The 22595-nt window shown below is 57.3% G+C and carries 20 protein-coding genes; 3 read left to right on the forward strand and 17 right to left on the reverse strand.

Annotation, left to right across the window (positions count from 1 at the left end):
* Nucleotides 1-6: 6 nt before the first annotated feature.
* From glmM to rlmE, 4 genes are all read right to left on the reverse strand, one after another.
* Nucleotides 7-1341: a phosphoglucosamine mutase gene (glmM, locus tag HCU74_RS16910; protein ID WP_168451716.1), complete on the reverse strand. Its 1335-nt coding sequence runs from the start codon at nt 1339-1341 to the stop codon at nt 7-9.
* Nucleotides 1337-2200, reverse strand: coding sequence for a dihydropteroate synthase (gene folP / locus HCU74_RS16915; protein ID WP_345889703.1), 864 nt, complete (start codon nt 2198-2200; stop codon nt 1337-1339). The genes glmM and folP overlap by 5 nt, the downstream gene beginning before the upstream one ends.
* A 67-nt stretch (nt 2201-2267) precedes the next feature.
* Nucleotides 2268-4223 (reverse strand): ATP-dependent zinc metalloprotease FtsH, encoded by a 1956-nt coding sequence (gene ftsH / locus HCU74_RS16920; RefSeq protein ID WP_168451590.1) that lies wholly within the window; start codon nt 4221-4223, stop codon nt 2268-2270.
* Between the two features lie 145 nt (nt 4224-4368).
* The gene (gene rlmE / locus HCU74_RS16925) at nt 4369-4992 is read right to left on the reverse strand and encodes a 23S rRNA (uridine(2552)-2'-O)-methyltransferase RlmE (protein ID WP_345889704.1); all 624 of its coding nucleotides are present in this window, start codon (nt 4990-4992) and stop codon (nt 4369-4371) included.
* A gap of 113 nt (nt 4993-5105) precedes the next feature.
* On the opposite strand from rlmE, the gene yhbY reads away from it, so the two are divergent.
* Nucleotides 5106-5414: a ribosome assembly RNA-binding protein YhbY gene (yhbY, locus tag HCU74_RS16930; protein WP_168451591.1), complete on the forward strand. Its 309-nt coding sequence runs from the start codon at nt 5106-5108 to the stop codon at nt 5412-5414.
* Between the two features lie 33 nt (nt 5415-5447).
* Here yhbY and greA read toward each other — a convergent pair whose 3' ends face one another.
* The 9 genes from greA to grpE all read right to left on the reverse strand — a co-directional run bounded on the left by greA (nt 5448) and on the right by grpE (nt 17411).
* Nucleotides 5448-5933, reverse strand: coding sequence for a transcription elongation factor GreA (gene greA, locus HCU74_RS16935; RefSeq protein WP_168451592.1), 486 nt, complete (start codon nt 5931-5933; stop codon nt 5448-5450).
* Nucleotides 5930-9151, reverse strand: a complete 3222-nt coding sequence (gene carB, locus HCU74_RS16940; RefSeq protein ID WP_168451593.1) for a carbamoyl-phosphate synthase large subunit — start codon at nt 9149-9151, stop codon at nt 5930-5932. Before carB ends, greA begins: the two co-directional genes overlap by 4 nt.
* A gap of 84 nt (nt 9152-9235) precedes the next feature.
* Nucleotides 9236-10384, reverse strand: a complete 1149-nt coding sequence (gene carA, locus HCU74_RS16945; protein WP_168451594.1) for a glutamine-hydrolyzing carbamoyl-phosphate synthase small subunit — start codon at nt 10382-10384, stop codon at nt 9236-9238.
* A 242-nt stretch (nt 10385-10626) separates the two neighbouring features.
* Nucleotides 10627-11055, reverse strand: coding sequence for an acyl-CoA thioesterase (locus tag HCU74_RS16950; protein ID WP_168451595.1), 429 nt, complete (start codon nt 11053-11055; stop codon nt 10627-10629).
* Between the two features lie 8 nt (nt 11056-11063).
* Entirely contained in the window at nt 11064-11882 is an 819-nt protein-coding gene (dapB, locus tag HCU74_RS16955; RefSeq protein WP_168451596.1) for a 4-hydroxy-tetrahydrodipicolinate reductase, read from the reverse strand.
* A 43-nt stretch (nt 11883-11925) separates the two neighbouring features.
* Complete coding sequence (locus tag HCU74_RS16960) at nt 11926-13347, reverse strand: YhjD/YihY/BrkB family envelope integrity protein (protein WP_168451597.1); 1422 nt, start codon at nt 13345-13347, stop codon at nt 11926-11928.
* Between the two features lie 102 nt (nt 13348-13449).
* Complete coding sequence (dnaJ, locus tag HCU74_RS16965) at nt 13450-14574, reverse strand: molecular chaperone DnaJ (RefSeq protein ID WP_168451598.1); 1125 nt, start codon at nt 14572-14574, stop codon at nt 13450-13452.
* Between the two features lie 172 nt (nt 14575-14746).
* Entirely contained in the window at nt 14747-16675 is a 1929-nt protein-coding gene (gene dnaK / locus HCU74_RS16970; protein WP_168451599.1) for a molecular chaperone DnaK, read from the reverse strand.
* Between the two features lie 133 nt (nt 16676-16808).
* Nucleotides 16809-17411: a nucleotide exchange factor GrpE gene (gene grpE, locus HCU74_RS16975; RefSeq protein WP_168451600.1), complete on the reverse strand. Its 603-nt coding sequence runs from the start codon at nt 17409-17411 to the stop codon at nt 16809-16811.
* 208 nt (nt 17412-17619) lie between these two features.
* Here grpE and recN point away from each other — a divergent pair, with 208 nt between their 5' ends.
* Nucleotides 17620-19287 carry a DNA repair protein RecN gene (gene recN / locus HCU74_RS16980; RefSeq protein WP_168451601.1) on the forward strand — a complete coding sequence of 556 codons (1668 nt, stop codon included), beginning with the start codon at nt 17620-17622 and terminating at the stop codon, nt 19285-19287.
* A 105-nt stretch (nt 19288-19392) separates the two neighbouring features.
* On the opposite strand, the gene fur is transcribed toward recN, so the two are convergent.
* The gene (gene fur, locus HCU74_RS16985) at nt 19393-19809 is read right to left on the reverse strand and encodes a ferric iron uptake transcriptional regulator (RefSeq protein ID WP_168451602.1); all 417 of its coding nucleotides are present in this window, start codon (nt 19807-19809) and stop codon (nt 19393-19395) included.
* Between the two features lie 75 nt (nt 19810-19884).
* Between fur and HCU74_RS16990 the strand changes: the two genes are divergently transcribed.
* The gene (locus tag HCU74_RS16990) at nt 19885-20262 is read left to right on the forward strand and encodes an outer membrane protein assembly factor BamE (RefSeq protein WP_168451603.1); all 378 of its coding nucleotides are present in this window, start codon (nt 19885-19887) and stop codon (nt 20260-20262) included.
* An 88-nt stretch (nt 20263-20350) separates the two neighbouring features.
* Here HCU74_RS16990 and HCU74_RS16995 read toward each other — a convergent pair whose 3' ends face one another.
* Genes HCU74_RS16995 through HCU74_RS17005 form a run of 3 tightly spaced genes read right to left on the reverse strand, consistent with a single transcriptional unit; the run spans nt 20351 to nt 22548 of the window.
* On the reverse strand, nt 20351-20662 hold the full coding sequence (locus HCU74_RS16995; RefSeq protein WP_246864672.1) for an RnfH family protein: 312 nt from the start codon (nt 20660-20662) through the stop codon (nt 20351-20353).
* A 42-nt stretch (nt 20663-20704) separates the two neighbouring features.
* A complete protein-coding gene (locus HCU74_RS17000; RefSeq protein ID WP_168451605.1) occupies nt 20705-21142 on the reverse strand; it encodes a type II toxin-antitoxin system RatA family toxin in 438 nt (145 codons plus the stop codon).
* 35 nt (nt 21143-21177) lie between these two features.
* Nucleotides 21178-22548, reverse strand: coding sequence for an SLC5/6 family protein (locus HCU74_RS17005; protein ID WP_168451606.1), 1371 nt, complete (start codon nt 22546-22548; stop codon nt 21178-21180).
* Nucleotides 22549-22595 lie beyond the last annotated feature (47 nt).

A 22595-nucleotide genomic window follows, 5' to 3' on the forward strand; every position in this document is an offset into this window, starting at 1 on the left:
ACAACATCAGCTTGCGAGCTTGCTGACCTTGTCCGCCAATTGTTCGCAAAGCTTGCGTACAACAGCCTCGTCCCGACCTTCAACCATCACCCGAATCAGCGGCTCAGTACCCGATGCACGCAACAACACACGACCCTCAGCACCGAGCTCTCGCTCAACCTTTGCCACCTCTCGCTGCAAGCTGTCGTTTTGCAGGTCAACTTTACGCGACGTGCGCACGTTCAACATGATCTGGGGCAGCATGGTCAACGGCTCCAGTAATTGGCTGAGACTGCGCTCTTGCTGAGCCATCGCACGCAACACCTGCAAAGCCGCTACAATGCCATCGCCAGTACTGCTGACATCAGAGCAAATAATGTGCCCTGAATTCTCGCCACCCAGCTCGTAACCCAGTGCGTCCATCTGCTCTTTCACGTAGCGGTCGCCCACCTTGGCCCGCACGAAGGGGATATCCAGATCTGCCAGCGCCAATTCAAAGCCGAGATTGGACATCAGGGTGCCGACGACACCTCTACAGGGCAACCCCAACTGGCGTCGGTGGGCGGCAATCACATAGAGCATGGCATCACCGTCGATCAACCCACCATTAGCATCGACAAACATCACGCGATCGCCGTCGCCGTCAAAGGCAATTCCCAGGTCCGCCCCCTCTTCTGCGACCCGCTTCTGCAGGGCCGCCGGGTGTGTCGACCCCACATCGGCGTTGATATTAAGCCCATCGGGATCACCGCCAATAACCGAAACCTTCGCACCCAGCTCGGAAAACACCGCAGGGGCGACGTGATAGGTGGCACCATGGGCGCAGTCGAGCACGATTTTCATGCCGTGCAAATCGAGCTCGGAGCCCGCGGTAGACTTGCAGTATTCGATATAGCGCCCCGCCGCGTCATCTATGCGCTTAACCCGCCCCAGCGCCCCGGAATCCACCGTTGTCATCGGCAGTTCTATAGCCGCTTCAATCGCCGCCTCGACGGCATCATCCAGCTTGGTGCCGTTGCCGGAGAAAAATTTGATGCCGTTGTCATAATAAGGATTGTGGCTGGCACTGATCACTATACCGGCCTTGGCCTTGAAGGTGCGGGTGAGGTAAGCAATAGCGGGCGTGGGCATGGGCCCCAATAATTTTACGTCCACACCGGCAGCGACCAACCCCGCCTCCAGGGCGGACTCAAACATATACCCGGAAATCCGCGTATCCTTGCCTATCAATACTGTGCTGCGCCCTTCTCGCGCAAACACCTGCCCTACGGCCCAACCCAATTTCAGCACGAACTCGGGGTTAATCGGCCCTTCACCTACTCGGCCGCGCACACCATCGGTGCCGAAATACTTACGCTCAATCTTCAATGGAGTCACTGTCGCTGCTTCGCTTGCCATGGTTCGATTCCTCCGCTGCCAACGCCCCGACTACAGCAAGGGCGTCAACGGTTTCGCGGACATCATGGGCGCGAATTATGTGCGCCCCGCTCTGAGCGGCCACCGCCGCCAGAGTAATGCTACCAGCCAGTCGCTCATTTACCGGCCGAGCCGTGATGTCGCCAATCATTGTTTTTCGCGACACACCGACCAACACCGGATAGTGCATCGCCACGTAGTCGGGCAGTGCGCGAAACAGCGCCAGATTATGTTCAAGGGTCTTGCCAAAACCAAACCCCGGGTCGATCACTATCTGGTCTGACGCGATCCCCACCGCCCTACATGCGGCAATGCGACCGCAAAGAAAGTTCCGAACCTCTGTAACTATGTCACTGTATTGGGGGGACAACTGCATCCTGTCCGGCTCGTCAGACATATGCATTACGCACACCGGCAAGCCTGCATCAGCCGCCGCCTGCAGGGCGCTGTCACGACGAAAAGATCGGACATCATTCAGCAAACCCGCCCCCAGTGCCGCCGCTTCACGCATCACTCTGGCATTACTGCTATCCACGGAAATAATCGTATCAAACCGGCGGGAAATCGCCTCGACAACAGGAAGCACTCTGTCTGCTTCCTCGCCTTCACTCACGGCAACAGCCCCCGGACGAGTGGACTCACCGCCGATATCGATCAGCGCCGCGCCATCGTCAATGGCACATTCGACCTCACGCAACACTGTATCGAGGTCCACGCGACCCTCGCGGTACAGGCGCCCGCCATCCGAAAAGGAATCCGGGGTAACGTTAATTACCGCCATCACCCGAGGCTGGGACAAATCCAATACGCGCCCTCCGCAGCGAAGCTGCAGGGGGCGAGAGTCCGATGGAGTCATGGGCTGGAGTGAATATTCAGTGGTCGCTCACGGAGCCCACAAAGGGGTCTTCCGGGCCGCGCTTTGGCTTGGTCTCGGGAGCATCTTCTTCGGACTCGGCATTATCTTCAGCACGAGCCTGATGCCCACCGCGCCCGTTGTCATCATCCCAACCGGCGGGACGACGGGGCTTTTTACCCGACATGATGTCGTCGATCTGCTTGGCATCAATGGTCTCGTAGAGCATCAACGCATCGGCCATCATTTCGAGCTTGTCGCGATTTTCTTCCAGGATCTGTTGGGCACGGGTATAGCACTCATCGATGATACGGCGCACCTCCTCGTCGATTTGCCGAGCAGTCTCACCGGAAACACCCTTGCCGGACTGCCCCGCAGAGCGACCGAGGAACACCTCCTCCTCGGCATCATCGTACATCAACGGCCCCATTTTTTCCGACAGCCCCCACTTGGTCACCATCTTGCGGGCAATATCGGTGGCCCGCTGAATATCATTGGAGGCACCGGTGGTCACCCCCTCTGCACCGAGGGTCATTTCTTCAGCGATTCGACCGCCAAACAGGGAGCAGATTTGGCTAGTGATATGCCGACGACTGAGGCTGTAACGATCCTCTTCTGGCAGGAACATGGTCACACCCAAAGCCCGGCCACGGGGAATAATGCTGACCTTATAAACCGGGTCGTGTTCGGGAACAATTCGCCCGACGATGGCATGCCCAGCCTCATGATAAGCGGTATTGCGCTTCTCTTTATCGGACATCACCATGGATTTGCGCTCGGCGCCCATCATGATTTTGTCCTTGGCCAGATCGAACTGCTCCATACTGACGAGACGCGAATTACTCCGAGCCGCGAACAGCGCTGCTTCATTGGCGAGGTTAGCCAGATCAGCCCCGGAGAAACCGGGTGTGCCCCGAGCAATCACCGCCGCATCGACGTCATCGCCCACAGGCAATTTGCGCATATGCACTTTCAGGATTTGTTCGCGCCCGCGAATATCCGGCAAGCCAACCACGACCTGGCGGTCGAAGCGACCAGGACGCAGCAGCGCGGGATCAAGCACATCCGGGCGGTTGGTCGCGGCAATAACAATGACACCGTCGTTAACTTCGAAGCCGTCCATTTCCACCAGCAACTGGTTGAGGGTTTGCTCACGCTCGTCGTGGCCACCGCCCATACCTGCGCCCCGGTGACGGCCCACCGCATCAATTTCGTCGATAAAGATAATGCAGGGCGCCTGCTTCTTTGCCTGCTCAAACATGTCGCGCACACGGGAGGCGCCGACACCGACAAACATTTCCACAAAGTCGGAACCGGATATCGAAAAGAAAGGCACTTTGGCTTCGCCGGCGATCGCTTTCGCCAGCAGTGTTTTACCGGTACCCGGCGGCCCCACCATCAACACACCACGGGGAATACGACCGCCCAGGCGCTGGAATTTACCCGGATCGCGCAGAAACTCTACCAGCTCCTGCACATCTTCCTTGGCTTCATCCACCCCCGCCACATCGGCAAACGTGGTTTTGATCTGATCTTCGCTCAGCAGGCGAGCCTTACTCTTGCCAAAGGCCATTGGTCCGCCTTTGCCACCGCCACCCCCGCCCTGCATCTGGCGCATGAAAAACATGAAAATAGCGAGAATAATCAGGATGGGGAAGCTGGCTACCAGCAACTGGGCCCACAGGCTCTGCTGCTCGGGCTTGGTGCCTTCGACGACGACATTGTGCTCCAGCAGATCATCGATCAACTTGGGGTCGTCAAGCAGGGGGCGAACCGTTTCAAAACGGCTGCTGTCGTTACGCTCGCCATTTATTACCAAGCCATCGATGATGACTTTGCGCACGCGCTCGTTCTGTACTTCAGAGATAAACTGCGAATAGTTGAGCTGCTCGGTGGGAGCTTGCACACTGAAGTTGTTGAAAACTGTGAGCAGCACCGCCGCTATAACCAGCCACAACAGTAAATTTTTTGCCATGTCGTTCAAAAACCAATCCTCATTCTGCGAACCGCGCAGAGCCGGATGGTGGCAAGGCGCAAAGTCCTAGACCCCACTCTACTACATAAATTCCGCCCCCTCCACGACATTCGCCATTGGGGGACAGCACCGGTTGAATCCAATTTCAGGCCTTGAGACCGCGCCCCAGCAAGTACACTTCCCGCGAGCGGGGACGCGATGCCGCTGGCTTGCGGGTCAACACCTTGACGAAACGTTCGCGCAGACTCGCCAGGTAAGTTTCGAAGCCTTCGCCCTGAAACACTTTTACTACGAAGTCACCACCCGGGCGGAGCACCTGGTCTGCCATATCCAGCGCCAATTCACAAAGATACATTGCCTTGGGCTGATCTACGTCGCGCATACCACTCATATTGGGGGCCATATCAGAAATTACAAGGTCTGCCTGCCCCCCCGCCAACATTGCCATCAGGCGATCGAAGACCTCTTGCTCGGTAAAGTCGCCCTGCACAAACTCCACCCCTGCCAGTGAATCCATTGGCAGGATGTCAGAAGCCAGCACCCGGCCATTGTCACCCACCAGTTCAGCCGCAACCTGTGACCAGCCACCGGGGGCCGCCCCCAGGTCCACCACACACATGCCCGGCTTGATAAGCCGGTCTTTTTGCTGAATTTCCAATAGTTTGTAACAGGCACGGGAGCGATAGCCGTCCTTCTGCGACTGTTTCACATAGTGATCGTCGAAGTGCTCCTTTAGCCAGCCGCCGCTGGATCCGGATCGTTTAGCCACGATGGTTTCCTCAAGTGAACTTGACTGCATCACCGGCGAGTAGCGTCCTCGCTTAGACTGATGCTTTCACGTACAATACTGCCCCTTTCCCAGCCAGCCAGTATGCACGCACTATGAGCACATTATCCGCCAGCGACAAAAAACAACTTCGCAGCATTGGACACAAATTAAATCCGGTCGTAATGATTGGTGATCGCGGTTTAAGCGAAGGCGTCATGCAGGAATTGCTGCGGGCACTGGACGACCATGAACTCATCAAGGTCAAGGTCAATGTTGCCGACCCCACAGAGCGCAAAGCCCTGATTGAACAAATGTGCGGCGACAGCAAATCCCAACTCGTTCAAGCCATCGGCAAGATTGCTCTGATTTACCGCCCCGCCAAGAAACAAAACCCACGACTGTCGAACCTGGTTCGCGTGTAACGCGAGAGGGCCGCACATTGGCGGCCCCTGGTATTATTCTGCCAGGTGCTCGACTTTCTCAATTTCGTATTCGATCGCTCCGCCCGGCGCATTGACCACCGCAACGTCGCCCTCCTCTTTGCCGATCAACGCACGAGCGATTGGCGAGGTGACTGAAATTTTGCCGTGTTTCACGCTGGCTTCATCTTCACCCACAATACGATAAACCACTTCTTCATCGGTTTCGCAGTTGATAAGAGTGACGGTCGTGCCAAAAATAACCTTGCCCGTGTAAGGGATCTTGGTGATATCAATCACCCGGACATTGGACAATTTGCTTTCGATTTCCTGAATGCGACCCTCACAGAAACCCTGCTGCTCCCGCGCAGCATGGTACTCCGCGTTTTCTTTCAGGTCGCCGTGCTCGCGAGCCTCGGCGATGGCCTGGGTGATCCGCGGACGGTCCACCGATTTAAGCTGTTTCAACTCGTCACGCAGGGCCTTTTCCCCTGCAACAGTCATAGGTGTTTGTTGACTCATTTGACTAGTTCCTCATGCACATCCTGCAAACGACGCACTGTGCGCTCCTCACCATAAACCAGCGCCTGACAGATCGCCTCAGCGCCCGCCAGGGTTGTGGTATAGCTCACCTTGTTGGCCAAGGCACTGCGACGGATCAACGAGGAGTCCGCAATCGCCTGCTTGCCTTCAGTGGTGTTAATGATGAGGTCGATGTCGCCATTTTTCACCATATCAACGATATGGGGACGACCTTCCAGTACTTTGTTCACACGCTGACATGCCAGACCCGCGTCCGTCAACACCTTGTAGGTGCCCCGGGTTGCACGCAGGTTGAAACCGAGATCAGCCAGTTGACGGGCAACAGCAATGGCACCTTCCTTGTCGGGATCCCGCACGCTGATAAACGCCGTACCACTGGTGGGGAAAAACTCCCCGGCACCACGGGCGGCCTTGGCAAAGGCTTCGGCAAAGCTTTCACCCAGACCCATCACCTCACCGGTCGATTTCATTTCCGGCCCAAGAATCGGGTCGACACCCGGGAACTTGTTGAATGGAAATACCGCTTCCTTCACCGCGAAATAATCGGGGATACGTTCACGGGTAAAGTCCTGCTCAGCCAACGTTGTGCCTGCCATACAGCGGGCAGCGACCTTCGCCAGCGACACACCGATACACTTGGAGACGAAGGGCACGGTACGCGAGGCGCGAGGGTTGACCTCGATCACGTAAATCTCACCATCCTGTACCGCCAGCTGAACATTCATCAAGCCCACCACGCCCAACTCGAGGGCCATGCGCTTGACCATATCGCGCATTTTGTCCTGCACGTCCGCGTCGAGGGAATAGGGCGGCAATGAACAGGCCGAGTCACCGGAGTGAACCCCCGCCTGTTCGATATGCTGCATAATCGCGCCGATGACCACTTCCTTGCCGTCTGACACTGCATCGAGATCGACCTCGACCGCCGCATTCAGGAAGTGATCAAGCAGTACCGGCGACTCGTTGGACACCTTCACTGCTTCGCGCATATAGCGCTGCAATTCTTCTTCCTTGTACACGATCTCCATCGCGCGACCACCGAGAACGTAGGATGGGCGCACCACCAGTGGGTAGCCAATCTGGGCCGCCGCGGCCAGTGCTGCTTCTTCCGAACGCACGGTAGTATTCGGTGGCTGCTTGAGGTTCAGGCGCTGAATCATTTGCTGGAAGCGCTCGCGGTCCTCGGCCCGGTCGATAGCCTCAGGGGTGGTACCAATGATTGGCACACCGGCCGCCTCAAGGTCCCGCGCCAGCTTAAGCGGGGTCTGTCCCCCGAACTGGACGATAACTCCCTTGGGCTTTTCCTTGGCGACAATTTCCAGCACATCTTCAAGGGTCACCGGCTCAAAGTAGAGACGGTCGGAGATGTCGTAGTCAGTGGACACGGTTTCGGGGTTACAGTTGACCATGATGGTCTCGTAACCGTCTTCGCGCATTGCCAGCGCCGCGTGTACACAGCAGTAGTCGAATTCAATACCCTGACCAATTCGGTTGGGGCCGCCGCCGATAACCAGAATTTTTTCGCGGTCACTGGGCTGGGATTCGCACTCTTCTTCATAAGTGGAATACATATACGCCGTGGAGGTGGCGAATTCCGCGGCACAGGTGTCTACCCGCTTGTACACCGGGTGCACCCCCAGGCTGTGACGACGTGACCGCAGTTGGCGCTCGCTTACCGCCAGCAGTACAGACAGGCGCTGGTCACTGAATCCCTTGCGCTTTAACTGCCACATCGCATCGCGGTCAATGTCGTTGAGAGCCGTCGTTTTCAGGCTGTTTTCCGTCTTGACGATGTCTTCAATCTGCACCAGGAACCAGGGGTCGATCCAGGAGTGTTCGTAGACTTCCGCCACGCTCATACCCGCGCGGAAGGCGTCGGCGACGTACCAGATCCGCTCGGGACCGGGGTTGGTTAATTCGGCAATCAGAATATCCCGAGCGTCGTCGCGATCCACATCGATCTTGTGCTCGAAACCCGCTGAGCCGACTTCAAGGCCACGCAGGGCTTTTTGCAGGGATTCCTGGAAGCTGCGACCAATGGCCATCACCTCACCCACAGATTTCATCTGGGTGTGCAGCTTGGTCTGGGCCTCGCCGAACTTCTCGAAGGTGAACCGGGGCACCTTGGTGACCACATAGTCGATACTCGGCTCAAAGGAGGCCGGCGTTGCGCCGCCGGTGATGTCGTTCTGCAGCTCGTCGAGGGTATAGCCCACCGCCAACTTGGCCGCCACCTTGGCAATCGGGAAGCCGGTCGCCTTGGAGGCCAGCGCCGATGAGCGCGACACCCGGGGGTTCATCTCGATCACGACCATACGGCCGGTTTCAGGACACATACCAAACTGTACGTTGGAGCCACCGGTTTCCACCCCGATCTCGCGCAGCACCGCACAGGAGGCGTTACGCATGATCTGGTATTCTTTGTCAGTCAGGGTCTGGGCGGGCGCCACGGTGATGGAGTCGCCGGTATGCACGCCCATCGGATCGAAGTTTTCGATCGCGCAGATAATAATGCAGTTGTCGTTCTTGTCCCGCACCACTTCCATTTCGAACTCTTTCCAACCGATCAGGCTCTGATCGATCAGCAGCTCCTTGGTTGGCGACAGGTCGAGACCCCGGGCGCAGATTTCAACAAATTCTTCCTTGTTATAGGCGATACCACCGCCACTGCCACCCATGGTGAACGAGGGGCGAATAATCGCGGGGAAGCCGATGGAATCCAGCACTTGCAAGGCTTCTTCCATACTGTGGGCGATCATTGAGTTCGGCGTTTCCAGGCCAATGCGCTTCATCGCCTGATCGAACAGCTCGCGATCCTCCGCCTTGTCGATCGCCTCCTTGGTCGCACCGATCATTTCGACGCCGTACTTCTCCAGCACACCCTCGCGATCGAGGTCGAGGGCACAGTTCAGCGCCGTCTGGCCACCCATCGTCGGCAGGATCGCGTCGGGGCGCTCCTTCTCAATAATTTTGGCAACAGTTTCCCATACCACCGGCTCAATATAGGTGGCATCGGCCATTGCCGGGTCGGTCATGATGGTGGCCGGATTGGAGTTCACCAGGATGACACGGTAGCCCTCTTCGCGCAGCGCCTTACAGGCCTGAGCACCAGAGTAATCAAACTCGCAGGCCTGGCCGATAACGATAGGGCCGGCACCAAGGATGAGGATGGATTGGATATCAGTTCTTTTAGGCATAGTGTCTCCGCTTTACGCTGAACGGGAGACGGGAGGCGCACATGCACCGCTCCCGTATTTGCGCAGGGCGCAATCCGAAATTACTCAGCCGGCTTTGTGGGCTGCAATTAACTCAATAAAATGGTCGAACAGGGGCGCAATATCGTGCGGACCGGGACTGGCCTCAGGGTGACCCTGGAAGCTGAACGCCGGCAGGTCATTGCGATGAATACCCTGTAGTGAGCCATCAAACAGCGACTTATGGGTTACCGAGAGCGTCGCTGGCAGGCTCGCCTCATCCACCGCAAAACCGTGGTTCTGACTGGTGATGTGCACCACCTTGCTGGCCAGGTCCTGCACCGGATGGTTGGCGCCATGGTGACCAAACTTCATTTTCAGGGTCTTGGCACCCGAGGCCAGGGCAAGCAGCTGATGACCCAGGCAGATGCCAAACACAGGAACACCGGTCGCCAGAATCGTCTCAATGGCCGCAATCGCGTAGGTACAGGGCTCTGGATCACCGGGGCCATTCGACAGAAATACGCCGTCAGGCTTGAGGGCGAGCACTTCTTCAGCGGGTGTGGTCGCCGGCACGACGGTCAGGCGACAGCCGCGATCAGCCAGCATACGCAAAATATTGCGTTTAACGCCGAAATCGTAGGCGACAACGTGGTGGGGCAACTCGGCATCGGCAAAGACCTTATGGCCCTCACCCAGCGCCCATGTCCCCTCGCGCCAGTCGTAGGGTTTGGCGGTGGTCACTTCCTTCGCCAGATCCATACCCTTCAAGCCGGCAAAGCCACGGGCCAACTCCAGCGCCTTGGCTTCGTCCTCGGCACCGAGGTCGTCCCCGGCCATCAAGCAGCCATTCTGCGCACCCTTGTCCCGCAGAATACGGGTAAGGCGGCGAGTGTCGATGTCAGCGATGCCGACAATATTCCGCTCAACCAGATAGTCGGACAGACTCTGCTCACTGCGGAAGCTGCTGGCCAGCATGGGAAGATCACGAATCACCAAACCCGCAGACCAGATCTGGTCTGCCTCTTCGTCTTCGCTATTCACACCGGTATTACCGATATGGGGATACGTCAGGGTGACAATTTGGCGAGCATAGGAGGGATCGGTGAGAATCTCCTGATAACCGGTCATGGCGGTATTGAACACCACCTCTCCAACCGAATGCCCTTGCGCACCGATGGCGATGCCCCGAAAAATACTGCCGTCTTCAAGGGCGAGTATGGCTGAAACCGTCAAGATTACCTCCTGGATCAGATTTGCGGCCAAGAGTCACCACCAACATTACTGCCGGAGACGACCAGGGAACCACAGAGGAAAACACGCGTGCAAAAAAGCGAGATGAAGTGTACTTCATCTCGCTCCTTGCGGGGCTCTCGGATCCAAATGATCCAACGCCCAAATCTGAGGCGCGATTTTACGCGATTTTATCACCGCAAGTCCACCGACAACTCCGGCTAAACCGGCTTTAGATGGTGTGATTATTCCGCTTTCAACCGCTCCCTCATGGCGCTCGGCATATCCAGGGCGGCACGGGTCGATTCATCAATCACAATATGCGCCGTTTTCGCCTCGGCAATAAGACGCCCGGAACGACTTTCGGAAACTCGGTAACACAGATCAAAACCGCAGCGATGGAGGGACTGCGCAGCCACCTCGATGCGGGCAACATCACCGTAAAAGCCCTCGCCGCGGTATCTCACCGCGAGATCCGCATTGACAACAGACCAGCCTTCGGAGCTACTTTCAAGAACGCCCTGAGCCAGCAAATATCGTGCCCTGGCCTCGTTCAACAGGCCGATCAGAGCGTCATTACCCATGTGCCCACCGGAATTGATATGACTGCACAACAGGGCGATTTCAGTGGAAAACTCAAAACGCTCCGGCAACTCAACCGTAACTCGCGACATACGCCGCCCTAACTCTGCGGCGGCTTGAGGCCAAGCACATCCTGCATGTCGTAGTGCCCTGCGGACTGCTCGCTGAGCCACTTGGCCGCCCGCACGGCGCCGCGGGCAAAGGACATCCGCGAACTCGCTTTATGGGTGATTTCCACCCGCTCACCATCGGCACAGAACATCACCGTGTGGTCACCCACAATATCTCCGGCCCGCACCGTGGCAAAACCGATGGTCTCGCGCTCCCGAGCACCGGTCTGCCCTTCCCGCCCGTAAACAGCAACCTTGGACAAATCCCGACCAAGGGCATCAGCCACTACCTGCCCCATGCTCAGGGCCGTACCGGAGGGAGCATCGACCTTATGACGGTGATGGGCCTCGTAGATTTCGATATCCACATCATCACCCAGCACCTTTGCCGCCATATCCAGCAGCGTAAAACACAGATTCACCCCTGTGCTGAAATTCGATGCCTGACACACCGCAATGGACGCGACGCTGTTGGCCAGGGCCGTCTTCTGCGCGTCGTCAAAACCAGTGGTGCCTATGACCATACCCTTACCCGCGGCGGCACAGACACTGGCGTTATTCAATGTTGCCAGCGGCGCGGTAAAGTCAATCAATACGTCGAAATCATTAACCACGTCGGCAATATCGCCGACGATGGTCACGCCATTTTTACCCAACCCCGCCAACTCACCGGCATCGGCGCCGATTAGTGAGCTTTCCGGGCGTTCGATCGCTGCGCTCAATTCACAGCCCTCGGCCTGCGCCACAGCTTCGATCAGGGTTTTACCCATGCGACCGGCGGCGCCGGTCACTGCAATTTTTACCGTCATCTGTTAATCACTCTACGTTCACAATCTTTGAAAATAATGAAAATCACTCAGCCGTCTTCGCGGACTCAGCCTTCCCGGCCTCACCTACGGGAGGACGATTCGACCCAGTCAGGAGCTCACTCACGCTTCCGTCTTCGCTAAGCGCCAGGTCCTTTACCGTGATATGCCCCAGCGCATCGGCCATCACCTTGTCGATGTGGGCACTCACCTCCGCCACCCCTGGCACCTTGCGCCGGGGCACCTTAAACCCGACCCTCAGGCGGCCACCCTCGCTGCGCACCGCATCAACAACCTGTTTAAGCGATACGGTTTCGAGCGGCGCATTGGGCAAATAACGCGGCGGATCATCGCCGTTAGGGGTAATCAGCCCGGCATGGGTCAGCGACTTTATCACCCGCATCACCCCCTGAATCTGCACCCGCAGGCGAATCACATATTCCCCCGCAGTCATCGGACGGCGCCCCTCATAGTAACGCCGCCCGAGCACCGCCATAACCTGCAGGGCCAACTCCTCCTGCTGATCGATATTCATATCGCCGCTACGACGGGTAGGCACAACGTATTCAGGGTGCTGCACATAGAAGGCAACACTGCTGCCAACCAGCAAAATCAGCCAGCTGATATACATCCACATCATAAACAGAATCATGATCGCAAAGCCCGAGTAAATGGCGTAGGTGCCACTATCGCTGGCCGAGACCACCACACTGCCAAAGCCCCAACCCAGGCTCTGAAATAACACTCCCGACACCACTCCGGCAATCATCCCCGCGCGAAAGGTGACCCGGGTGTTGGGAATAAACATATAAAAAAAAGTGAAGGCGGCGATAATCATCAGATAGGGCGCCGCCGCAGTCAGCGAGGAGATCAGCACCTCGACGAAGGGCAGATGCTCGCTCGCACTCTTCACCACCGACCCACTCAGCACACTGGCTGACAGGCCGATGGCTGAAAACACCAACAGCGGCCCGATCAGCATCACGCTGCCGTAGTCGGCAAAGCGGCGACCGAGACTGCGCGCCTCCTCCAGCCGCCAGATGTAATTGAAGGTTGTCTCAATTTTCTGAATCAGGGAGATCGCCGTGTAAAACAGCAGCGCAATACCGAAGGTGCCCAACACACCAATTTTGACATTATCAATGAAGCCGATAATTTTCGCGGTGATCTCAATGCCCTGCTCCCCCATCGGCGCCAAAAACTGCAACATGATGGGCTCGAGCTGCTTGTTATGCATGCCGAAGGCCTTGAGCACGGAAAAACTCACCGCCAGCATCGGCACCAATGACAGCAGCGTGGTATACACCAGGCTCATGGCCCGCAGGGTCAACTCCCCCTTGGCCAGATCATCCAGCACGACATACGCATAGCGAGCAACGTGGACAAGATAACGCTTCCACAGCGGCATATCGGAAATTTTTTCCGACCAGAGATAATCCGCGATAAAGCGATTAAGGGTTTTATCCATGGATCAGCCAAACCTGTTATGACATAAGGGCCACAGGATGGCGAAAAATGCTGAACAAGTCGAGGGAAGAGCGCCATCTAATGATGGCGCCCGAAGTCGCAATCAGATTTTCATGTCGTCAAAAAAGTCTTTAACGCCATCAAACCAGCTCTTCTTGCGCGGCGACTGCTTGTCGTCACCTTCCATGCTCGCACGAAACTCCTCAAGCAGGTCTTTCTGGTGCTTGTTCAACGACACCGGCGTTTCGATGACCACCTTACAGATCAGGTCGCCGGTCGTACCACCGCGCACCGGCGTGATGCCCTTGCCACGCAGGCGGAAGGCCTTACCCGTCTGGGTTTCCGCGGGAATCTTCAATTTAACCCGGCCATCCAGGGTCGGCACATCCAGCTCACCACCCAGGGCGGCATCAACAAAGCTGATCGGCACCTCACAGTGCAAATGTTTGCCATCGCGCTTGAAGATGGGGTGCGGGCGCACCGACATTTGCACATAGAGGTCGCCGGACGGGCCGCCATCGGGACTGGCCTCACCTTCGCCACTGAGGCGAATGCGGTCACCGGTATCGACACCGGGGGGCACCTTCACCGACAGGGTCTTCACTTCCTCAACACGCCCCTGGCCGTGACACTCACGACAGGGATCGGAAATCAACTGGCCGGAACCACGGCAATTCGGGCAGGTCTGCTGCACTGCAAAAAAGCCCTGCTGCATCCGCACCTGACCAACACCGTTACAGGTGCCACAGGTCAGCGGCGTCGAGCCCTTTTTAGCGCCGCTACCACCACAGGGCTTACACGCCACAAGGGTTGGAATGCGAATTTTAGAGGTCGTACCGCGAACCGCCTGCTCCAGGTCAATTTCCAGGTTATAACGCAGATCTGAGCCACGCTGCGGACCGCGACTACGGCCACCGCCACCGCCAAAGATGTCGCCAAAGACATCACCGAAGATATCGCTGAAGCCCTCACCGCCACCGCCACCGCGACCAAAGCCACCCCCGCCGACGGCGTCGTGACCAAAGCGGTCATAGGTCGCGCGCTTTTCGGAGTCCGACAGCACCTCGTAGGCCTCGGTCGCCTCCTTGAAGATGTCTTCGGCCTTGGGGTCATCCGGGTTTCTATCCGGATGGTTTTTCATGGCTATGCGACGGTAGGCTTTTTTAATTTCCTTCTCGTCGGCCCCTTTGGCAACTCCGAGGACTTCGTAATAATCTCGTTTGGACATGGGACTCGCTACCACGCTATACGGGCGATTAGAGGCACTCGCGCACCACTCGCCACCCTTAAAAATTCATCTGACTCTGTATGCCAAACGGGAGATCGCAAAAACGCAGTGTTGATTGCGTCTCCCGTCTCCCGCCTGGCGTCGTGCAATACGGGGGACCAGCCCCCGCGAATTACTTCTTGTCGTCGTCTTTCACTTCTTCGAACTCAGCATCGACCACATCGTCGCCACCGGCTTGCTCGGCACCGCCTTCAGCACCACCGGCCGCTTCGGCCTGGGCTGCCTGTTCGGCATACATCTTCTGTGCCAATCCGGCAGAAGCCTCACTCAGCTTCTTGCTGGCCGCCTCAATGGCGTCAACATCGTCACCTTTAACCGCCTCATCAACCTCGGTCAGTGCAGACTCGATCGCCGCTTTTTCCTCGTCACTGGCCTTGTCACCAGCCTCCTCGAGGGTTTTGCGGGTCGCGTTTGCCAGCCCTTCCGCGGTGTTGCGGGCAGTCACCAGCGCCTCGAACTTTTTGTCCGCTTCGGCGTTGGCTTCGGCGTCGCGCACCATTTTTTCGATTTCATCGTCATTCAGGCCGCTGGAAGCGGTGATGCGAATCGACTGCTCCTTGCCGGTAGCCTTGTCTTTGGCAGACACGTGCAGAATACCGTTGGCATCGATATCGAAGGTCACTTCGATTTGCGGCAGTCCCCGCGGCGCAGGCGGAATATCCGCCAGATCAAAACGACCCAGCGACTTGTTCGCCGCCGCCTGCTTGCGCTCACCCTGCACAACGTGAATGGTAACCGCAGTCTGGTTGTCCTCCGCCGTCGAGAAAACCTGCGACTTCTTCGAAGGAATGGTGGTGTTCTTCTCGATCAGCGGAGTCGCCACACCACCCATGGTTTCAATACCCAGAGTCAGCGGGGTCACGTCGAGCAGCAGTACGTCCTTGATGCCGCCGGACAACACCGCACCCTGAATCGCGGCACCCATGGCAACGGCTTCGTCGGGGTTTACATCGCGACGGGGCTCTTTGCCGAAGAACTCGGTTACCTTGCTCTGCACCAGTGGCATGCGGGTCTGACCGCCCACCAGAATTACCTCATCCACCTCAGAGGCCGACAGACCGGCATCGTCCAGAGCAATTTTCATTGGCTCGAGTGAACGCTTGACCAAATCCTCAACCAGAGATTCCAGCTTGGCGCGGCTCAACTTGACCACAAGGTGCTTAGGCCCAGTCGCATCAGCGGTGATGTAAGGCAGATTCACTTCAGTCTGCTGACTGGAAGACAACTCGATCTTGGCCTTCTCAGCGGCTTCTTTCAGACGCTGTACCGCCAGGGAATCGCCCTTCAGGTCAATACCGCTCTCTTTCTTGAACTCAGAGGCCAGATAGTCGATCAGGCGCATATCAAAGTCTTCACCACCGAGGAAGGTATCCCCGTTGGTCGACAGCACTTCAAACTGATGCTCGCCGTCTACTTCGGCAATCTCAATGATAGAGATATCGAAGGTACCGCCACCCAGGTCGTATACCGCTACAGTACGATCGCCCTTGGCCTTGTCCATGCCATAGGCCAGCGCCGCCGCAGTTGGCTCGTTGATGATCCGCTTGACGTCCAGACCGGCAATACGTCCGGCATCCTTGGTCGCCTGACGCTGGGAGTCATTAAAGTAAGCGGGAACCGTGATAACCGCCTCGGTAATGGTTTCGCCGAGGTAGTCCTCTGCGGTTTTCTTCATTTTCTTCAGCACTTCAGCAGAAATCTGCGGCGGTGCCAGCTTTTCGCCTTTCACTTCTACCCAGGCGTCGCCATTGTCAGCTTTACAGATGCCGTAGGGCACCATTTTGATGTCTTTCTGCACAACATCGTCTTCGAAACGACGACCAATCAGACGCTTCACCGCGTACAGGGTGTTAGCCGGGTTTGTTACCGCCTGACGCTTGGCGCTCTGACCAACAAGAATCTCCTTGTCGTCGGTGTAGGCAACAATCGACGGGGTAGTACGGGTACCCTCTGCATTTTCAATGACCTTTACCTTGTCGCCGTCCATTACCGCGACACAGGAGTTGGTTGTACCCAGGTCAATACCGATAATTTTTCCCATAATCCTTCTCCACGCTTTCTGCTCGCCGAACCGACTTGTTGTCGGCGATTTTGCTAATCTTGTTGTAGATATTGGCCCAAATCACAGAACTTCAAGGGCATACCCACATTCCGAAACGTAATTAATTGGCAAACTACTCTGCCGCCTTGGCCACCACAACCATGGCCGCACGCAACAGCCGGCCATTAAGGGTGTAGCCTTTCTGCATCACGTCAATCACCGTATTGGGCTCCACATCCGGGTTGGGCACCATGGCCATCGCCTCGTGAAACTCGGGATCAAAGGGCTGACCCGCGGGATCGATCTGCTCAACCTTGTGCCGCGCCAGCGCGTCCACAAAGGCCTTGCGGGTCAATTCGACCCCCTCGATCAAGGGCTTGAGCTCTTCGTTTTCAGTGTCGGCCGCCGCCAGCGCGCGATCCAGGTTGTCCGCCACTACCAGCACATCGGCGGCGAACTTCTCCAGTGCATATTTACGGGCGTTTTCCGCATCTTTCTCTGCCCGGCGGCGCACGTTCTGCGCCTCCGCTGCAGCGCGCAGCGCCTGCTCCTTGGCATCAGCGGCTTCCTGCCTGGCCGCCTCCAGCTGCGCCGCCAGATCCGGCTCGGCGCTATCGCCAGCATCGCCTTCGACAACACCCTCTACAACGCCTTCTGCAACGTTTTCGGCCTGCTCAGACTCTTGCTGGAGCTCAACTTGCTCTTCGGCTTGCGCCTTGTTCTGTTCCTCTGCCACTCTCCGCAGCCTCCTGTCTACCAACCAGCGGCAGCGCCGCCCAAGAAAATTAACCGAACTGAAATCCGGCGAGATGCTGGGGATATGGCGGACACACCAACGCTTTTCAAGGGCGGCAGATTAAATTTTCCGCGACACCCCGCCGAGGACTTGAGCCCGCCCAACAAACTACTGTATAAATAACCAGACCAACAACGGGGGCGACACTATGCTCAACCACCTCAGCATCAGCAACTTTGCCATTACCGCCAGCCTTGAAATCGAATTCAAGGAGGGCATGACGGTACTGACCGGGGAAACCGGCGCAGGCAAATCAATTATGCTGGACGCCCTCGGCCTGACCCTGGGCGACCGCGCTGACAATTCGGTGGTACGCCAGGGCGCCGAGCGCGCCGACATCCACGCCACCTTCGACATCGCCGACATCCCCCGCGCCCAGCAGTGGCTGCAAGAGCGCGAGCTGCTACTGGGCAACGACTGTCTGTTGCGCCGGGTGATTACCGCCGAGGGCCGCTCCCGCGCCTTTATTAACGGCCAGCCCGCTACCCTGCAGGATGTGCGCGAACTGGGCAGTTTTCTTATCGACATTCACAGCCAGCACGCCCACCAGTCACTCCTCAAAAAAACCTACCAGCGCGAGCTGCTGGACGCCTTCGCCGGCGCCACCGAACTCTGCGACGCCCTCGGCCAGCACTGTGCCGACTACCAGCACAGCAACCGGCGCCTGCGCGACCTCGAAACCAAACTGGATGAGCAGAGCGCCCAGGAACAGCTGCTGCGCTACCAACTCGACGAACTGGAGCGACTGGCGATACAGCCCGGTGAAATCGAAGAACTGGAAATTCAGCAAAAGCAGCTGGCCAATGCCGAACAGATTTTATCTGCCAATCACCACAGCCTGGCGCTGTGCCGGGAGGGGGAAGTCAACGCGCTGGGCATTCTGCATCAGGCGCTGTCGTCACTCAGCAGCTGCCAGCACGGCCACCCCGCACAGGAGTCTGCCATTCAGCTGATTGAAAGCTCGCGCATACAAATTGAAGAGGCTGCCAGCGAGCTGCAAAAAGTGATCGACGACACCGAACTGGACCCGACCCGCCTTCAAGAGGTCGAAGACCGCCTCGACGCGATTTACCAAACCGCTCGCAAGCACAAAATCCAGCCCGAAGCCCTGCCATCATTGCAAGCGCAACTTCAGGAGGAACTGGACAACCTGGACGCCACTGACGAGAAGCTCGACGAGCTGCGCAAAGCCCGTGACAAAGCACTGGCTGACTATCGCCAGAAGGCCGACAAGCTGACCAAACTGCGCCGCAGCGCGGCGAGCAAGATGAAAAAACTGGTTGAAGCCAAACTAACCGAACTGGCAATGAAACACTGCGAAGTCGAGTTTGCCATCAGCCCACTCGACGCCGAACAGCCGCACAGCCACGGACAGGAAGATATCGAGATCCTGATTCGCACCAACCCCAACAGCGCCATGGGGCCATTGAACAAAATTGCCTCCGGGGGCGAGCTGTCACGTATCAGCCTGGCCATTCAGGTAGCTGCCGCTCAGGTTACCGCCATCCCCACCATCGTCTTCGACGAAGTAGACGTTGGCATTGGTGGCGCGACCGCAGAGATTGTTGGACAGCTCCTCAAAGACCTGGGCAAACGTAGCCAGGTATTGTGCGTCACCCACCAGGCCCAGGTCGCCAGCCAAGGCAACAATCATATTCGCGTGAAGAAAGTCGGCAGCAAATCTGCGCTTCGCACAGACCTGCAACTATTGGACGAGAGCGAAAAAATCGAGGAGATCGCACGAATGCTCGGCGGCATTGCTATTACCGAAAACACACTGGCCCATGCCCGGGAAATGCTTGGAGTGAGGCACTAGACGCTGGACGCTGGACAAACAGGGCGTTGTGGCTGTCAAGCAGCCACTCGCGGGAATGCGATTGCAGCAGGAAGCCGCAAGAGGATTTAATGCCTGGCTTCGACTCTAGTCTTTCTTGGGCCTCACGTACAACACCAGACTGTGGTCAATCAATTCGTAGCCACGTTCTTCAACCAGCTGTCGCTGACGGGTTTCTATCACCTCATCAAAGAACTCTACGACTTCTCCCGTGGTTAAACAGACGATGTGATCGTGATGATCGCCCTTGGCCAGCTCGAACACAGAGTGGCCGGCTTCAAAGTTGTGGCGCACAACAAGACCCGCTGCTTCAAATTGGGTCAACACCCGGTACACCGTGGCCAGCCCGACATCTTCACCCGACTCCATCAGTGCCCGATAGACGTCTTCAGCGCTGAAGTGTTGGTTGTCATCTTCAGCCTGTTCAAGCAGTTGTAAAATCTTGACCCTGGGGAGTGTGACTTTAAGTCCCGCTTTGCGGAGCTCCTGGTTTTCGCTTGACATAGAAGGCTGACCTTAGCGTTGTGTTTAGGTTTGCGCTATTATCCCACGCCTCAGCGAGCGATTGGAACCCTGACTATGTATTTGCGTATTGCCACTGCCAGCCTGATTATCTTTCTCAGCGGGTGCAGCTCCCTTGAATTCCCCGGCGTGTACCGTCTTCCCATTGACCAGGGCAACATTATTACCCAGGAAATGGTGGACCAACTGGAAATCGGCATGACCCGCAGCCAGGTGGAATATGTGATGGGGAGCGCAGTGTTGCGCGACAGCTTCAGCCCCAACCGCTGGGACTATATTTACACCCTGAACAAGGAAGGCAAGCCTGCGGAGCGCCACCAGCTCACCGCCTTCTTTGAAAATGACCGCCTCGTGCGCATCGTGACCGATATCACTCCCTCAGAGAAGGGCAAACTGGCCCCCGGTGGCGATAGCAACCGCCCCGCAGAGGAGTAAGCTGGCGGTCTGTGATGGCGGCTTGATTGGCTACCCGGCACCGCCACGGCGGTAAAAGCAACCTCGATAAAAGTTACCCAATTGCCCGCTAGGACGCTTTACTCGCTTTGGCTTTGGCTTTGGCTTTCGCCGCTCTCTGCTTGCGCACTTCTTTCGGGTCGGCAATCAGCGGGCGGTAGATTTCCACCCGGTCACCGTCCTGCAAGATCTGCGCTTCGGGCTTGCTGACAACCTTACCAAACACTCCCAAATCCGCACTGTTCAAATCCAGCCCGGGGAATTGCTTATCGAGGCCGGAGCGCAGTGCCGCCTCCCTGACATTGGTTCCCGCCGGCAATTCCAGGGCCACGATCCGCTGCTTGTCGGGCAGGGCGTAGGCCACCTCTACATGAATTGTCATATTAGCCTCCATTTATTCACCGCTGGACCAGTCACCACCGGACTACCCACGACCATATTGCTCGTGAGCGCGCTTGACCAGCGCATCAACCAGGTTATTCGCCACTGAATTGAACAACTGTCGTGTCGCCGCCCCCACAAGCGCCCCCTGCAAGGAAAAACGCAGATGCAAACTGACCTTGCAGGCACTGTCGCCCAGAGCCAGCAAGGTCCACTCACCAGAGAATCGGTCGAAGGGGCCGTCCACCAGGCTAAGCTTGATGCTGGTGAAGGGCTTGAGTTCATTCCGAGTCGCGAAACTCATTTTAAGGCCGGCTCGGGCAAGATCCAAACGCGCCTCCATGTGAGTATCGTCGCTGGATAACACCTCAGCGCCAACACAGCCGTCCATATACTGGGGGTAGGCCTCAACATCGTTAATCAGTCGGTACAATGACTCAGCAGAATAGGGCAGCAGGGCGCTGCGTCGAATATCATTCATGGGCTGGGTTCCGGTAATTTATGCTCCGCAGGGGATTACATCAGCAAGCGTTGATACAGACCGGCAACAAGTACCACCAGCAACGCTGGCGGCGCAATATACCTTAACATGGTCTGCCAAAGCCAAAAAAACGCCTTTTCCAGCCAGTGATCGCGCACACCGTGCACCGGCCCCGGCACTCGCCAGGCGGCAAACAGGGTAAAGCACAGGGCGCAAAGGGGTAGCAGCACGCTGCCAACAATAATGTCAGACCACTCCAGCAGTGTTCGCGAATAAAATTGAAGTGGAGAATCGGCATTCAATGACACCATCGCCAGATCTCCCATCAACCACGCGACCATGCCGGTCAATACCGCAGACAGCCCGCGCGGCACCGCCCAGCGCTCTACCAGGTAGGCCACCGTCGGCTCCAACAGGGCAACAACACTGGTGATAACCAGAATACCCACCATGATAAAGAAAGCTGTACCGGCGATATCGCCAAACACCAGATTACCGAAGGTATAGGGCAGACTGATAAACATCAGGGCTAGCCCTCGCCCCGCTTGAATATGCTGGTCATTGACCAGGGCGACAATCACCAACCCTCCCAGCAGCATCACCGTGGTATCCAGCAGCGCAAGGAAAGCGAGCTGGCGCGACACCGACCGACCTGAGGGGAAGTACGCCCCGTAGGCCATCAGTGCACCGGTGCCGATAGCCAGGGTATAGAATGCGTGCTTCATGGCCGACAGAAGGGCCCACCAGGAAAATTCCGCCGGACGATAGCTGAACATCCCTGTCAGGGCAGCGTTGTAGTCGCCCAGTTCAGAGCTGTAGTAAAGCAAGCCCAACATGGCGAGAAAGAGTACCGGCAGCACAATACGCAGCACCAGCGCCATACCCTTCACCACACTGATGGCCGACAGCACGACCACCGCGCCCAGAAACAATCGATGCCAATATTGGCTGGATGCAGGGTTATCCAACAGCGCCTGAAACTCGTTGGCCGCCATATCGAGGCTCGCCGCCTCCAGCACTCCCGTTGCCATAATGGGCACATAGGCCAGCAGCCACGCGGCCACTACTCCGAGATTTGCGGCCAATAGCAGGCCCGCCACCGCCGCGACCTGGGTTACCAGCGACCAGTGACGACTTGCTCCGGCAAAATGGGCCAGCTGGTCCACAGCGTGAACCGGATTGGCCCGTGCACGCACCGCCACTCGCACCTCTGCCACCGCAACCGGCAACACCACGAACAGCAGGCACAGCAAATAGGCGAGCAAATAGGCCGCGCCGCCATTGGCTGAAATCGCCTGAGGCACCGCCCAGAAATCTCCCAGACTGACAACCAACCCCGTCGCGGCGGCGAGGAAGGTCCAGCGACTGGACCATATCCCCTGAACTTTACGTTTCTTTATTGCCATAAATCGACAGTGCATCCCCCTTAAGCAGCGGTCTTTTTACCTGAGCA

This window comes from Spongiibacter thalassae, from assembly GCF_012272835.1.
GTDB lineage: Bacteria > Pseudomonadota > Gammaproteobacteria > Pseudomonadales > Spongiibacteraceae > Spongiibacter > Spongiibacter thalassae.